This is a genomic window from Citrobacter sp. Ce006 (assembly GCF_030336535.1).
In the GTDB taxonomy this organism is placed as follows: domain Bacteria; phylum Pseudomonadota; class Gammaproteobacteria; order Enterobacterales; family Enterobacteriaceae; genus Citrobacter; species Citrobacter europaeus.
Genome location: NZ_JAOWDO010000073.1, coordinates 650386 through 664321, shown reverse-complemented (window position 1 = coordinate 664321; position 13936 = coordinate 650386). Strand labels below are relative to the sequence as shown.

12 protein-coding genes are annotated in these 13936 nt (G+C 54.1%); 3 read left to right on the top strand and 9 right to left on the bottom strand.

Going from position 1 to position 13936, the window contains the following annotated elements:
• Window positions 1-306 precede the first annotated feature (306 nt).
• Window positions 307-882 (bottom strand): Fe-S biogenesis protein NfuA, encoded by a 576-nt coding sequence (gene nfuA, locus OGV94_RS21830; RefSeq protein ID WP_003023509.1) that lies wholly within the window; start codon window positions 880-882, stop codon window positions 307-309.
• A 58-nt stretch (window positions 883-940) separates the two neighbouring features.
• Entirely contained in the window at window positions 941-1624 is a 684-nt protein-coding gene (gntX, locus tag OGV94_RS21825) for a DNA utilization protein GntX (RefSeq protein WP_043018585.1), read from the bottom strand.
• Window positions 1625-1661: 37 nt separating this feature from the next.
• On the opposite strand from gntX, the gene bioH reads away from it, so the two are divergent.
• Complete coding sequence (gene bioH, locus OGV94_RS21820) at window positions 1662-2432, top strand: pimeloyl-ACP methyl ester esterase BioH (protein WP_043018584.1); 771 nt, start codon at window positions 1662-1664, stop codon at window positions 2430-2432.
• A gap of 44 nt (window positions 2433-2476) precedes the next feature.
• Here the strand turns inward: bioH and OGV94_RS21815 are convergent, their stop codons facing one another.
• From OGV94_RS21815 to greB, 6 genes are all read right to left on the bottom strand, one after another.
• A complete protein-coding gene (locus tag OGV94_RS21815; RefSeq protein WP_286524378.1) occupies window positions 2477-3439 on the bottom strand; it encodes an Rpn family recombination-promoting nuclease/putative transposase in 963 nt (320 codons plus the stop codon).
• 239 nt (window positions 3440-3678) lie between these two features.
• Complete coding sequence (gene feoC, locus OGV94_RS21810; RefSeq protein ID WP_047408167.1) at window positions 3679-3915, bottom strand: [Fe-S]-dependent transcriptional repressor FeoC; 237 nt, start codon at window positions 3913-3915, stop codon at window positions 3679-3681.
• 11 nt (window positions 3916-3926) lie between these two features.
• A complete protein-coding gene (gene feoB, locus OGV94_RS21805) occupies window positions 3927-6245 on the bottom strand; it encodes a Fe(2+) transporter permease subunit FeoB (RefSeq protein ID WP_043018581.1) in 2319 nt (772 codons plus the stop codon).
• Between the two features lie 18 nt (window positions 6246-6263).
• Window positions 6264-6491 carry a ferrous iron transporter A gene (gene feoA, locus OGV94_RS21800; protein ID WP_003023519.1) on the bottom strand — a complete coding sequence of 76 codons (228 nt, stop codon included), beginning with the start codon at window positions 6489-6491 and terminating at the stop codon, window positions 6264-6266.
• Window positions 6492-6923: 432 nt separating this feature from the next.
• Window positions 6924-9257, bottom strand: coding sequence for a Tex family protein (locus tag OGV94_RS21795; RefSeq protein WP_043018580.1), 2334 nt, complete (start codon window positions 9255-9257; stop codon window positions 6924-6926).
• 98 nt (window positions 9258-9355) lie between these two features.
• Window positions 9356-9829, bottom strand: a complete 474-nt coding sequence (gene greB, locus OGV94_RS21790; RefSeq protein WP_016154802.1) for a transcription elongation factor GreB — start codon at window positions 9827-9829, stop codon at window positions 9356-9358.
• A 225-nt stretch (window positions 9830-10054) separates the two neighbouring features.
• Between greB and ompR the strand changes: the two genes are divergently transcribed.
• Window positions 10055-10774: an osmolarity response regulator transcription factor OmpR gene (gene ompR / locus OGV94_RS21785; RefSeq protein ID WP_001157751.1), complete on the top strand. Its 720-nt coding sequence runs from the start codon at window positions 10055-10057 to the stop codon at window positions 10772-10774.
• Window positions 10771-12123, top strand: a complete 1353-nt coding sequence (gene envZ, locus OGV94_RS21780; protein WP_043018579.1) for a two-component system sensor histidine kinase EnvZ — start codon at window positions 10771-10773, stop codon at window positions 12121-12123. The genes ompR and envZ overlap by 4 nt, the downstream gene beginning before the upstream one ends.
• 74 nt (window positions 12124-12197) lie before the next feature.
• Here the strand turns inward: envZ and pckA are convergent, their stop codons facing one another.
• Entirely contained in the window at window positions 12198-13820 is a 1623-nt protein-coding gene (gene pckA / locus OGV94_RS21775) for a phosphoenolpyruvate carboxykinase (ATP) (RefSeq protein ID WP_043018578.1), read from the bottom strand.
• Window positions 13821-13936: the final 116 nt, after the last annotated feature.

The window sequence follows — 13936 nt, the reverse complement described above, 5'->3', positions numbered from 1 at the left end:
TCCCGACCGGGAACAGAGTATTCTCAGCACCAATGCTGGTTGCCTTCAAAACTAATCAGTTTAGCTGGCTATTATGTGTGTATTAGGTGCTGATACGAATGATACGGGTAACATGTGGCGCTTGAAAATCACCTGGGCAGGCAAAATTTAAATTATGAGAGGCTGGTCAAATTATGCGGGGGATTGTTGCAGGATAGATGCGAAGAAATGCAGGGTAGTAGGCCGTTACGCTGCCATTCGGCAGCAATGCCCGATAGCGACGCGGATGCGTCTTATCGGGCCTACGGCAACTCTACAGCTTAGGACTTAGTAGTAAGAGTGCTCGCCGCGCTGGTGTTCGGTTAAATCGCGAACGCCTTTCAGTTCAGGGAATTCAGCCAGCAGCTGTTTCTCGATACCTTCTTTCAGCGTGACATCTACCATTGAACAGCCGTTACAGCCGCCGCCAAACTGCAGAATGGCGTAGCCTTCATCGGTGATTTCCATCAGAGAGACGCGACCGCCGTGGCCAGCCAACTGAGGGTTGATCTGCGATTGCAGCATGTACTCCACGCGTTCCATCAGCGGCGCATCATCGGCAACTTTACGCATTTTGGCGTTTGGCGCTTTCAGAGTCAGTTGAGAGCCTAACTGGTCGGTCACGAAATCGATTTCTGCATCTTCCAGATACGGTGCGCTCAGTTCATCAACATATGCGGTCAGCAGGTCAAATTTAATGGCGGTGTCGGTTGCTTCCACGGCGTCCGGCGGACAATAAGAAACGCCGCATTCAGCGTTAGGCGTGCCGGGATTAATCACAAATACGCGGATTTGTGTCCCTTCTTCCTGATTTGCCAGCAGTTTGGCAAAGTGCGCTTGTGCAGCATCGGAAATATGGATCATAGTAATGGCCTAATAGTTGACTATTTTACTTGGTTATAATACGCCCATCATCGAGGCTCTACAAGGTTCGACACAGGCACCATACCTGGACAGTCGCCGCGCCGTTGCGTAAAAGCAGCTGCGCGATTTCCGCGACGGTACTTCCGGTAGTGACGACATCATCCACAATAACCATATGGAGTCCCCGCACCGGCAATTCAAGGCGAAAGGCGTTTTTCAGGTTACGTTTACGTAATCGGGCGCTGAGATGGTGCTGCGTCGCCGTCGCCCGAACCCGCGTGATGGCCTGGCTGTTCCAGTCGCAGCCCAGCCAGCGCGCCAGAGGGCGGCACAATAAATCGCTCTGATTAAATCCTCTGCGCCAGTGTCGGCGTTGCCAGAGCGGGACGCTGACCAGCCTGTCCGGCAGAGGAAGGCCGCTGGCGCGCCGGGCCTGTAATACCTCCAGCAACAGTAAACGTGACAGGGCGCAGGCCATTTCGCTGCGTCGCGAAAACTTGAGCTGGTGGATAAGCCCGCTCAACGGTGGAATGTAGTCGCTGACCGTGACCAGTCGCTGCCACGGTGGTGGTTTTTGCAGGCATCGCCCGCAGGGAATGACGGTATGAGCGGCAGGGAGGCCACATTGAGGGCACAGGCTGCCGCGCTGACGCGTTGCCCGCGTGCAAACAGAGCAAATCCCCCAATGCCCCAACGTCAGGGGCATTCGGCATAGCCAGCACAATCCCGGTACTGTTAGCATAGAAGCATCCTTTCAGGCTAAAAGAGAACAATAACTGATGAATGACATCTGGTGGCAGACCCAGGGTTCGGGAAATTGCCATCTTGTGCTGCTGCACGGATGGGGACTGAATGCGCAAGTCTGGAATTGCATAAGTGAGGAACTGAGCTCGCATTTCACGCTGCATCTTGTCGACTTACCGGGATTTGGCCGCAGCCAGGGTTTTGGTGCAATGTCGCTGGAAGAGATGGCTGAGCGGGTATTAAAACAGGCGCCGGAGAACGCTATCTGGCTCGGCTGGAGTCTGGGCGGGCTGGTTGCAAGCCAGGTGGCGTTAACGCATCCTGGCCGTGTTCAGGCGCTGGTGACCGTGGCGTCTTCCCCTTGCTTTAGCGCGCGAGACGAGTGGCCGGGTATCAAGCCAGAAGTGCTGGCAGGCTTCCAGCAGCAGTTGAGCGAAGATTTTCAGCGTACGGTGGAGCGTTTTCTGGCATTGCAAACGATGGGTACGGAAACCGCGCGTCAGGATGCGCGAGCGTTGAAGAAAACGGTGCTGGCTTTACCCATGCCGGAAGTCGAGGTGCTTAATGGCGGGCTGGAGATCCTGAAAACAGTCGATCTGCGTGAGCCGCTGTGCTCGGTGGATATGCCTTTCCTGCGGATGTATGGTTATCTTGACGGGCTGGTTCCGCGCAAAGTTATCCCGATGCTGGATGCCCTGTGGCCCCAGAGCGAGTCGTTGGTGTTTGCTAAGGCGGCGCATGCGCCGTTTATCTCGCATCCTGCTGAGTTCTGCGCAGCGCTGGTGGCGTTGAAGCAGCGGCTATAAATTCGTTGCGTTGCCCGGCACAGCCACGCTTGCCGGGCTTGAGATTAATGACTGCGCGCAGCCAGATCCTCAGCGGTCAGACCGGTAATTCTGAAGATGGTCAGCGGGTCTATACCATCAGCCTGCATGGTTGATGCAATGCGCAGAGCTTCCTCACGTTTGCCTTGTTGCAAACCCTCTCGTAACCCCTCTTGTAATCCCTCTCGTAACCCTTTCCTGTGACCTTCCTGAAGACCATTAAGGTGCCCTTCTTGTCGTAATCTTTCGGCGATAGTCATCAGCTTCTCCTTATGTTGGGGTAAACGTTCGGCGACTTCATATAGGAACTCGCCAAAATGTGCGCTGTCCCCGGCCTGCAGTAAATAATTAAACAGGGCTTTCAACTGGTTGTCATTAGCGTGTCCTTTAACAAGCAGGATGGCCAGCTTTTCTACCAGCCCCATCAAATCGCGTTTACGAATATGTTTTTGGATGAGTTCCAGCAGCGCCATCCGACGATGCTGCATGATCTCGTCATCGGGCACGACGGTGATATCGATCAGTGGAAACGCGGTACTATAAAGTTGTCTGGCGGATTCAGGGTCATCAAATTCGTCCAGCCAACAAAGTGAGTAGGGGTATGGGCTTGCTGAGCCATGATAAAAAAGCATGGGGATCACCAGCGGGAGTTTCTTATGGCCTGCCGCTAAATGGCGGTGCATTACCGCAATGGCATAACGCATCAGCCGAAATGCCATATGGCTATCGGCGGTGCTCTGATGCTCAATAATGGTGTAAATATAGCCATCGCCTTCGCGCGTTTTTAACGACCACAGCACATCGGAATAGTAGGCGCGCAAATCGTCCTCAATAAAACTGCCGGATTCCAGTTGCAGCGTTTTAAGATCGCAAAGTTTTTGCAAAGAGGCTGGAAGATGAAGCTGAATAAAGTCGCGTGCGGTCGCAGGGTTGTTTAAGAACGTTTTGAAAATCGCGTCATGCGGTGTAGCTGTCGTGTCAGTATTCATGGCGATCCGTCACCTGAGAAACAAGATGACGGGACTCTACTTCTCTGGTCGGCAGTAATCATCCACGAGTTGATAACGATGCGCGGCAGGCTGGAGGATAGATCTGTTTTGCTGAAAACAGAGAGGTCTTTGTGGAATCCATTACGCAAAAAGCCGGATATTAGCTTAAACGCTATATCCGGCCTGAACGTTTGCAGTTATTTGTAGGCCGGATAAGCGTAGCGCCATCCGGCATCGAACTAGCGTAAAGCCCACCACTCGCGCAGGCAGGCTTTACCTTGCGGACAATTTTTGCAGCTTCCGGAGAGACACCCGTCGGCATCTTCCTGAATCCGCATCGCTTTGCCCATCTTTTCTAACTGATTCAGCATGGCGTCAATCATGGGCTGCGGGGTATGCAGCGTGTGGCTAATTTGTGTCGCCTCCATGCGCCCCCGCAAAGCCAATAAATCACGAACCTGAATAAGCGATGCCATCGTCGATAACCTTAGTGGCAATCGCCAGTGGTGCTTGAACAGCAGGAACTTGCCGTCCTGTTCGTCGCCAGCAGCGCGAGGTCCACGCGGCTGCGAGCTCGACGCAGCAGGCCCAGCAACACGATGTTAAACAGGATGACGGCTAAAATGCACACCAGACTGTAGGTCGGGTGTTCTTTGTAGCTGACCGTCTGATAAAACAGCGTCGACAGAGAGTAGGCGATGTTCAGACCCCACAGAATCGAGAAGCTCATCCAGCCACGGCTGGATTCACGTGCGATTGCGCCCATCACTGAAATGCACGGTACATACAGCAGAACAAAGATCAGGTAGCTGTACGCGGCGGCGGCGCTGCCAAATTTCTCGCCCATCACGCCCATTGCGCCTGTCGCCATTTCACCGTCGCCCTTGCTGGCTTCGATAGGGTTAGCCAGCACGCTCAGGCTGAAGGTGTCTTTCAGGCTTTGCCAGGTTTCATCCACCGCGCCGAGCAGTTCGTCACCGAGGTGGAAATCTGCCGGATTGAACTCTTCTTCCTGAATGTTTTCTGCGGTATAGAGCGTGTTCAGCGTACCGACAACCACTTCTTTCGCCATCGCGCCGGTAAACAGACCTACGGTTGCCTGCCAGTTATCTTCGTGAACGCCAATCGGCTTAAAGACAGGGGTAATAACGCGGCTAACGGAGGCCAGAGCAGAGTCGTTGATGTTGTCGACGATTTTTCCGCTCAGCGAGAAGCTGTTAAACGCGCTGAGGAAAATGCTGACGATGATGATGACTTTACCCGCGCGCAGAACGAAGCCTTTCAGGCGTTGCCAGGTCTGAATGATCAGACTCTTAATGTGCGGCACGTGGTACACCGGCAGCTCCATCACGAACGGCGTTGCTTCACCACGCATGATGGTGTGTTTGAGCATCAGACCGGTCAACACCGCCATAACGATACCCAGCACGTATAGTGAGAAGACCGCCAGCGCGCCGTTCTGACCAAAGAACGCTGCGGCGAAGACGGCGAAAATCGCCAGACGTGCGCCACAGGACATAAACGGCGCCATCATGATGGTCATCAAACGCTCACGCGGGGCATCCAGCGTACGTGCGCCCATTACAGAAGGTACGTTACAGCCAAAGCCGACGATCAGCGGGACAAACGATTTGCCCGGGAGTCCCAGCGCCTGCATCAAACGGTCCATCACAAACGCGGCGCGCGCCATGTAGCCGGAGTCTTCAAGGAAGGAGAGGAACAGGTACATCATGCCGATTTGCGGTACCAGCGGCAGCACGGTGTTAATCCCGCCGCCAAGGCCCTGGGCCAGGAAGATGGTAAGCCAGTCCGGGAAGTGCAGCGTGTAGCCAATCCACTGAATACCATGGATAAAGAGCGCCACGGAGCCGACGTCAAACAAGGGTTGCAGCGCACCGCCAATGTTGATGGCGAGCAGGAACATCAGGTACATCACGAACAGGAAAATCGGCAGACCAAGGAAGCGGTTAAGGACGATTTTATCTACAGCGGTGGTGAAACGGCTTGGCTCTGCCGTCAGGGTGTTACTGACGGTATCGCAGATAGCGGCAATGCACTGATAACGCGCATCGGCGATATGCAGCGCCGGATCGTCCATGGTCTCGCTCAGGCGCGCAATGGCGGCATCAAGGTTTTGCGCGGCATCACCGGCGTAAGCACGGCTGTAGATATCGCCTTCCAGCATCTGCAGGCCCAGCCAGCGACGCTGCTTAAGCGGCATATCTTTGGTCATCGCGTCGGCCAGGGAATCCGCTTCTTGCAGCAGCGGCTGGGCATAATGGACCAGCTCGACGGTGTCGTTTTCTTTATAGCGATCGATCGCCAGCTTCAGCGCTTCAATGCCGCGAGCGCGGGTGGAAACCAGCGGAACCACCGGGCAGCCAAGACGAGCGGAGAGGGCGTCGATATCGATACGGATTTGCTGCTTCTCAGCGATATCCAGCATGTTCAGTGCGACGATGCAGGGGATGCCCAACTCAAGCAGTTGCAACGTCAGGTAGAGGTTGCGCTCAAGGTTTGAAGCATCGACCACGTTGATCAAGAGATCCGCGTCGCCGCTTAAAATATAGTGGCAGGCAATCTGCTCATCGAGAGAGGTTTGCGATGAGATTGTCGTCAGAGAATAGGTGCCGGGTAAATCGACCAGTGTGACCTGATGGTCCGTTGTGGCGAAATGACCTTCTTTACGCTCAACGGTAACGCCAGCCCAGTTGCCTACACGCTGGCGTGCGCCGGTGAGCTGGTTGAATAAAGTTGTCTTGCCGGAATTAGGATTACCAATTAAACCAATGGTTAGTTTTTTCATTTTTATAGACTCACTGTATTAACAGGAAACCGCTTCCACTTCTAATAACGCCAAATCCTTTTTACGCAATACCAGACTTACGCGACGCGTTTCGATATGGATAGGATCGCCGAGCGGGGCGACGCGTACCACGTTGAAGGATGAGCCGGGTAGCATGCCAAGTGACAACAGTTTCTGACGATAAGCTGGGCTGATTTCACGGGCAAAACCGGTAATTTTCCACGCACTGTCAGGAGTGAATTGCATAGGGACCTACTTATATCTCGCTAACTGGATGATTACCTCATGGGGCGAAAGGGCGGCATGAGACCAGATGATTAGCCAACGTAAGGAAAGAGTAAATAATCAACAAATCAATGATAATGAGAATGGTTTCTATCATCAATAGAATAAATGTGACGGAATGTACAATTGGATAATAATTTGAGCCAATTTTGATATTCCTCAATATTTATTCTGGTTGGGCATGAAGGATTCACGGAAGTAATTAGTGGGGATCTTAATGTTTAATTAAGGTTTCATCTGTTAATGAAGTGATAAATATATTGTGGTGCAAAGCGGGAAATAGATTAAATATGCCGGATGGCGACACTCATGTGTCTTATCCGGCCTACAAATTAATGGCGAAAACCAGGCCGGACAGGGTGTTTACTCCACCATCCGGCACACGGTTTAAACTTAGCGCTTTTTACCCATTGCCGCCGCCAGCGCATCCATCATGGCGCTGTTGCCCGCAGGCTGGGCGTCACGACCACGCGGTTTCGCGGCTTTTGGCGCCGGGCGATTGCTCTGAGTGCGATCGTTATTCCCGCCGCCGCGACGCGCATTGGTTTCACCCGGCTGCTCGTCCAGACGCATGGTCAGCGCGATACGCTTACGCTGCAGGTCCACTTCCAGCACTTTCACCTTCACAATGTCGCCCGCTTTCACCACGGTGTGTGGATCTTCGACGAACTTATTCGACAGCGAAGAAATATGCACCAGACCATCCTGATGTACGCCAATATCAACAAACGCGCCGAAATTGGTGACGTTGGTGACAGCCCCTTCCAGAATCATTCCCGGCAGCAGATCGTTCATGGTTTCGACGCCATCAGCAAACTGCGCGGTTTTAAATTCAGGACGTGGGTCACGGCCCGGTTTTTCCAGCTCTTTGATGATGTCGGTGACGGTCGGCACCCCGAAGCGTTCGTCGGTAAAATCGGCGGCTTTCAGATTGCGCAGTTCGCTGCTGTTGCCCATCAGATCGCGCAGCGATTGCTCGGTGGCGGCCAGAATGCGTTCCACAATCGGATAAGCTTCCGGGTGAACGGTAGAGGCATCCAGCGGGTTATCGCCGTGGTTGATACGCAGGAAGCCCGCGCACTGTTCAAAGGCTTTAGGCCCCAGACGGCTGACTTTTAGCAGTTGCTGACGGTTCTGGAACTGACCGTTCTCATCGCGCCAGGCGACGATGTTTTGCGCCATCATGCGCGTCAGGCCGGCAACGCGGGTCAGCAGTGGTACGGAGGCGGTATTCAGATCGACGCCGACGGCGTTCACACAGTCTTCCACTACCGCATCCAGCTTACGCGCCAGCTGCGTCTGGCTAACGTCGTGCTGATACTGGCCCACACCGATAGATTTCGGATCGATTTTCACCAGCTCAGCTAGCGGATCCTGCAGACGACGGGCGATAGAAACCGCACCGCGTAGCGAAACGTCGAGGTCCGGGAACTCCAACGCCGCCAGCTCGGAAGCAGAGTAAACCGATGCCCCAGCTTCACTGACGATCACTTTCTGTGCCGTCACTTGCGGGAATTGCTTCTGTACGTCGAGGAAGAAACGCTCGGTTTCGCGCGACGCCGTACCGTTACCAATCGCCACCAGCTCAACGTTATATTTTTCGCATAACGCCGCAACGGCAACGGCGGCTTTGGCGGCCTGGCCGGTATGCGGATAAATGGTATCGGTCGCGACCAGCTTGCCGGTACCGTCAACTACCGCCACTTTTACACCGGTACGCAGACCAGGATCGAGCCCCATGGTGGCGCGCAGTCCGGCCGGGGCGGCCATCAGCAGGTCATGCAGGTTACGGGCAAAGACGTTGATCGCTTCATCTTCCGCACGTTCGCGCACGGTACCCATCAGCTCGGTTTCAAGGTGCATCAGCACTTTGATGCGCCACGTCCAGCTCACCACGCCTTTACGCCAGCTATCGGCAGGTGCATTGTTCAGGCGCAGTCCCAGGTGATCCTGGATAATCTGCTCGCCATGGCTCTCTTTTGGCGGCTCATCGAATTGCGGATCGGCGTTCAGTGAAAGCTGCAACACACCTTCATTACGACCACGGAACATGGCCAGGGCACGGTGGGATGGCACGGTAGAAATCGGTTCATGGTGATCGAAGTAGTCGCGGAACTTAGCGCCTTCCTCTTCTTTACCGCTGACCACGGTGGCGACCAGGTGGGCGTTTTTCCACAGATAATCACGCACTTTCGCCAGCAGCGCGGCGTCTTCGGCGAAGCGCTCCATCAGAATGTAGCGGGCGCCGTCGAGGGCGGCTTTGGTATCCGCCACGCCGTTTTCGGCATTGAGATATTTTGCGGCTTCCGTTTCCGGGTCGTGGGAGGGTTCGTTCCACAACAGGTCTGCCAGTGGCTCCAGTCCGGCCTCAATAGCGATCTGCCCACGGGTGCGGCGCTTAGGTTTGTACGGCAGATAGAGATCTTCGAGTTCGGTCTTACTTAACGTGCCGTTGATCGCGTTCGCCAGATCGTCGGTCAGTTTGCCTTGCTCGCCGATAGATTTCAGGATTGCCTGACGGCGGTCTTCCAGTTCACGCAGATATCCCAGACGGGTCTCCAGATTACGCAGTTGCGTATCGTCCAGACCGCCGGTGATTTCCTTACGATAACGTGCGATAAACGGCACGGTGTTCCCTTCATCAAGCAGGCGAACGGCAGCTTCTACCTGTTCAGCACGAGCCTGAATTTCACCTGCGATAATGCGGCAGAAAGAATCATTCATCATGGATAGCTTCGTCTATAGGATAAAAAATCAGGGGATAGTTATACGGATTGACTGGCAAAAATGCCAGTCATCTACGGGGGCTTCGGATTGTTCCGGTCTCACTTCACGTATTCAATCTCGTTCACGTACCAGCTGGCTTCACCGCCGGGAGTGTTTACTATCGCGAGATCGCCGACCTCTTTTTTCAGCAGCGCCCGCGCCATCGGCGAGTCGATAGAGATGTAATCTTTTCGACCGAAGATCTCATCGTAGCCGACAATTCGGAATTTTCGGATGTCGCCATCGTCATTTTCGATCTCAACCCATGCGCCAAAGAAGACTTTGCCCTCCTGCTGGGGGGAGTAATCGACGATTTTCAGATTCTCCATGCACTTGGTCAAATAACGGACGCGGCGGTCGATCTCACGCAGGCGCTTTTTATTATACTGGTAGTCGGCATTTTCGCTGCGGTCACCCAGACTTGCGGCCCAGGTAACTTTTTTGGTGACTTCCGGGCGCTCTTCACGCCAGAGATAATTCAGCTCTTGTTTAAGTTTTTCATACCCTTCACGGGTTATCAGGGGCGTTTTCATCTTATTGTTTTACCTTCGACTCTGTGATGATGCGCACAATTGGTATTACGTGAGCATATCAACAGAATAAATAATGTATTGCGAGAAACATTGTATACTTAAGCTGCTGTTTAATATGCTTTGTAACAATTTAGCCTGGAATTCATACCAGAATTCGCTGGTGACTCACGTTAGCTTTCTTAAGAATATACACTTAATTGTTGCGAACCTTTGGGAGTAATAACAATGCAAGAGAACTATAAGATTCTGGTGGTCGATGACGACATGCGCTTGCGTGCGCTTCTGGAGCGTTATCTGACCGAGCAGGGCTTCCAGGTTCGAAGCGTCGCAAACGCTGAGCAGATGGATCGTCTGCTGACCCGTGAGTCCTTCCACCTGATGGTGCTGGATCTAATGCTGCCGGGAGAAGATGGCCTGTCTATTTGCCGTCGCCTGCGCAGCCAGAGCAACCCGATGCCGATCATTATGGTCACCGCGAAGGGTGAAGAAGTTGACCGTATCGTAGGGCTGGAAATCGGCGCTGACGATTACATCCCGAAACCGTTTAACCCGCGTGAACTGCTGGCGCGTATTCGCGCTGTACTGCGTCGTCAGGCGAACGAACTGCCGGGCGCGCCTTCTCAGGAAGAAGCGGTCATTGCGTTTGGTAAGTTCAAACTGAACCTCGGTACGCGTGAAATGTTCCGCGAAGATGAGCCAATGCCGCTCACCAGCGGGGAATTTGCGGTACTGAAAGCGCTGGTAAGTCACCCGCGTGAACCGTTGTCCCGCGACAAGCTGATGAACCTGGCCCGTGGCCGTGAATACTCGGCGATGGAGCGTTCTATCGACGTCCAAATCTCCCGTCTGCGTCGTATGGTGGAAGAAGATCCGGCGCATCCGCGTTATATTCAGACCGTATGGGGTCTGGGCTACGTCTTTGTTCCGGACGGTTCTAAAGCATGAGGCGAATGCGCTTCTCGCCACGAAGTTCGTTTGCCCGCACGTTATTGCTCATCGTCACCTTGTTGTTTGCCAGCCTGGTGACGACTTACCTGGTAGTGCTGAACTTCGCGATTCTGCCGAGCCTCCAGCAGTTTAATAAGGTCCTGGCCTACGAAGTTCGTATGCTGATGACCGATAAACTGCAGCTGGAGGACGGTACGCAACTGGTGGTGCCGCCCGCATTCCGCCGGGAAATTTACCGTGAGCTGGGCATTTCCCTCTATTCCAACGAGGCCGCGGAAGAAGCCGGGCTGCGTTGGGCGCAACACTATGAATTCTTAAGCCATCAGATGGCGCAGCAGCTGGGGGGCCCAACGGAAGTCCGCGTTGAGGTGAACAAAAGCTCGCCGGTCGTCTGGCTGAAAACCTGGCTGTCGCCCAATATCTGGGTACGCGTACCGCTGACCGAAATCCACCAGGGCGATTTCTCACCGCTGTTCCGCTATACGCTGGCGATTATGCTGCTGGCTATCGGTGGGGCATGGCTGTTTATTCGTATCCAGAACCGACCGTTGGTGGATCTGGAGCATGCGGCGCTGCAGGTGGGGAAAGGCATCATTCCGCCGCCGTTGCGTGAGTATGGCGCTTCAGAGGTGCGCTCCGTAACCCGAGCCTTTAACCATATGGCCGCAGGTGTGAAGCAACTGGCCGATGACCGTACGCTGTTAATGGCGGGTGTGAGCCACGATTTACGTACTCCGCTGACGCGTATTCGTCTGGCGACCGAAATGATGGGCGAAGAGGACGGTTATCTCGCGGAATCCATCAATAAGGACATCGAAGAATGTAACGCCATTATCGAGCAGTTTATCGATTACCTGCGTACCGGTCAGGAGATGCCGATGGAGATGGCGGATCTGAATTCGGTGTTAGGCGAAGTGGTCGCGGCGGAAAGCGGCTATGAACGTGAAATCGAAACTGCGCTGCTGCCTGGCAGCATTCAGGTGAAGATGCACCCGCTGTCGATCAAGCGTGCGGTTGCCAATATGGTGGTTAACGCCGCTCGCTACGGCAACGGCTGGATTAAGGTCAGCAGTGGTACGGAGACGCATCGCGCCTGGTTCCAGGTAGAGGATGATGGTCCGGGCATCAAGCCTGAGCAGCGTAAGCATCTGTTCCAGCCGTTTGTCCGCGGCGACAGCGCGCGTAGTACCAGCGGCACAGGGCTGGGTCTGGCGATTGTGCAGCGTATTATCGATAACCATAACGGTATGCTGGAAATTGGTACCAGCGAGCGAGGAGGGTTGTCGATTCGCGCCTGGCTTCCGGTGCCCTTCACTCGCGCGCCGGGCAACACGAAAGACGCATAACAAAGGGAGGCGAAATGCCTCCCTTTTTGTTGCTGTAGGCCGGATAAGGCGAAACCGCCATCCGGCACTTTTCGTTACAGCTTCGGTCCGGCGCTAACCAGCGCTTCACCCGCAGGGGTGTCGGTGTATTTCTCGAAGTTCTCGATAAACAGTTTCGCCAGTGCATTGGCTTTTTCCTGCCACTGCTCCGGAGACGCGTAGGTATTACGCGGATCGAGAATGCGAGTGTCTACGCCCGGCAGCTCGGTAGGGATAGCGAGGTCAAACATCGGCAGACGGAACGTTTCCGCGTCATCCAGCGAACCGTTCAGGATGGCGTCGATAATCGCGCGGGTATCTTTGATAGAGATACGCTTGCCGGTACCGTTCCAGCCAGTGTTAACCAGATATGCCTGCGCACCTGCCGCCTGCATGCGTTTCACCAGCACTTCTGCGTACTGCGTTGGGTGCAGCGACAGGAATGCTGCGCCGAAGCAGGCAGAGAAGGTTGGGGTTGGTTCGGTGACGCCACGTTCGGTACCGGCCAGTTTGGCGGTGAAGCCAGACAGGAAGTGGTACTGGGTTTGGTCTGCCGTCAGGCGAGAAACCGGCGGCAGCACGCCAAACGCGTCGGCGGTCAGGAAGATAACTTTGGTAGCGTGACCCGCTTTCGACACCGGCTTAACGATGTTTTCGATGTGATAAATCGGGTAGGACACACGGGTGTTTTCAGTTTTGGAACCGTCATCGAAATCGATGGAACCATCTTCGCGCACGGTGACGTTTTCCAGCAGCGCATCACGACGGATCGCGTTGTAGATTTCCGGCTCGGCATCTTTAGACAGTTTGATGGTCTTCGCGTAGCAACCACCCTCGAAGTTAAACACGCCGTCGTCATCCCAGCCGTGTTCGTCATCGCCAATCAGGCGGCGTTTCGGGTCAGTGGACAGCGTGGTTTTACCGGTGCCGGACAGGCCAAAGAAGACCGCCACATCACCTTTTTCCCCGACGTTTGCCGAGCAGTGCATGGAGGCAATGCCCTTCAGCGGCAGCAGGTAGTTCATTACGGAGAACATACCTTTCTTCATTTCGCCGCCGTACCAGGTACCGCCAATCAGTTGGATACGCTCAGTCAGGTTGAAAGCTACGAAGTTTTCGGAGTTCAGACCCTGCTCTTTCCACTGTGGGTTGGTACATTTAGCGCCGTTCATCACGATGAAATCAGGTTTGAAATCAACCAGCTCTTCCTCGCTTGGGCGGATGAACATGTTTTTGACAAAATGCGCCTGCCAGGCAACTTCGGTAATGAAGCGTACGGAAAGGCGGGTATCGGCGTTAGCGCCGCAGAAAGCATCAATGATAAACAGACGCTTGCCGGAAAGCTGCTGGGTGACTAATCCTTTCAGATGCTGCCAGGTTTCCTGGGAGAGCGGTTTGTTGTCGTTCTTACCTTTACCTTTGTCTGACCACCAGAGCGTGTCGCGCGTGGTGTCGTCACGGACAATGTACTTATCCTTTGGCGAACGTCCGGTAAAGATACCGGTATCAACTGCAACGGCGCCCAGGTTCGTTAACACGCCACGCTCATAACCTTGCAGGGAAGGATCAAGTTCCTCCTGGAAAAGTGTGTCGTAGTCTGGATTGTAAACGATATCCTGAACGTCATTGATACCATAAGCCTTGAGATCTTGCGGGGTTAAACTGGTGTTCACACGCATTTCACTGCTCCTTAGCCAATATGTATTACCTGGAATAGTAAGGTTTTTTAGGGATTGCTAACCGCGACAAGGCTCATAGATTTACGCATCCGGGAAAATCACGGGTAACCGAATGC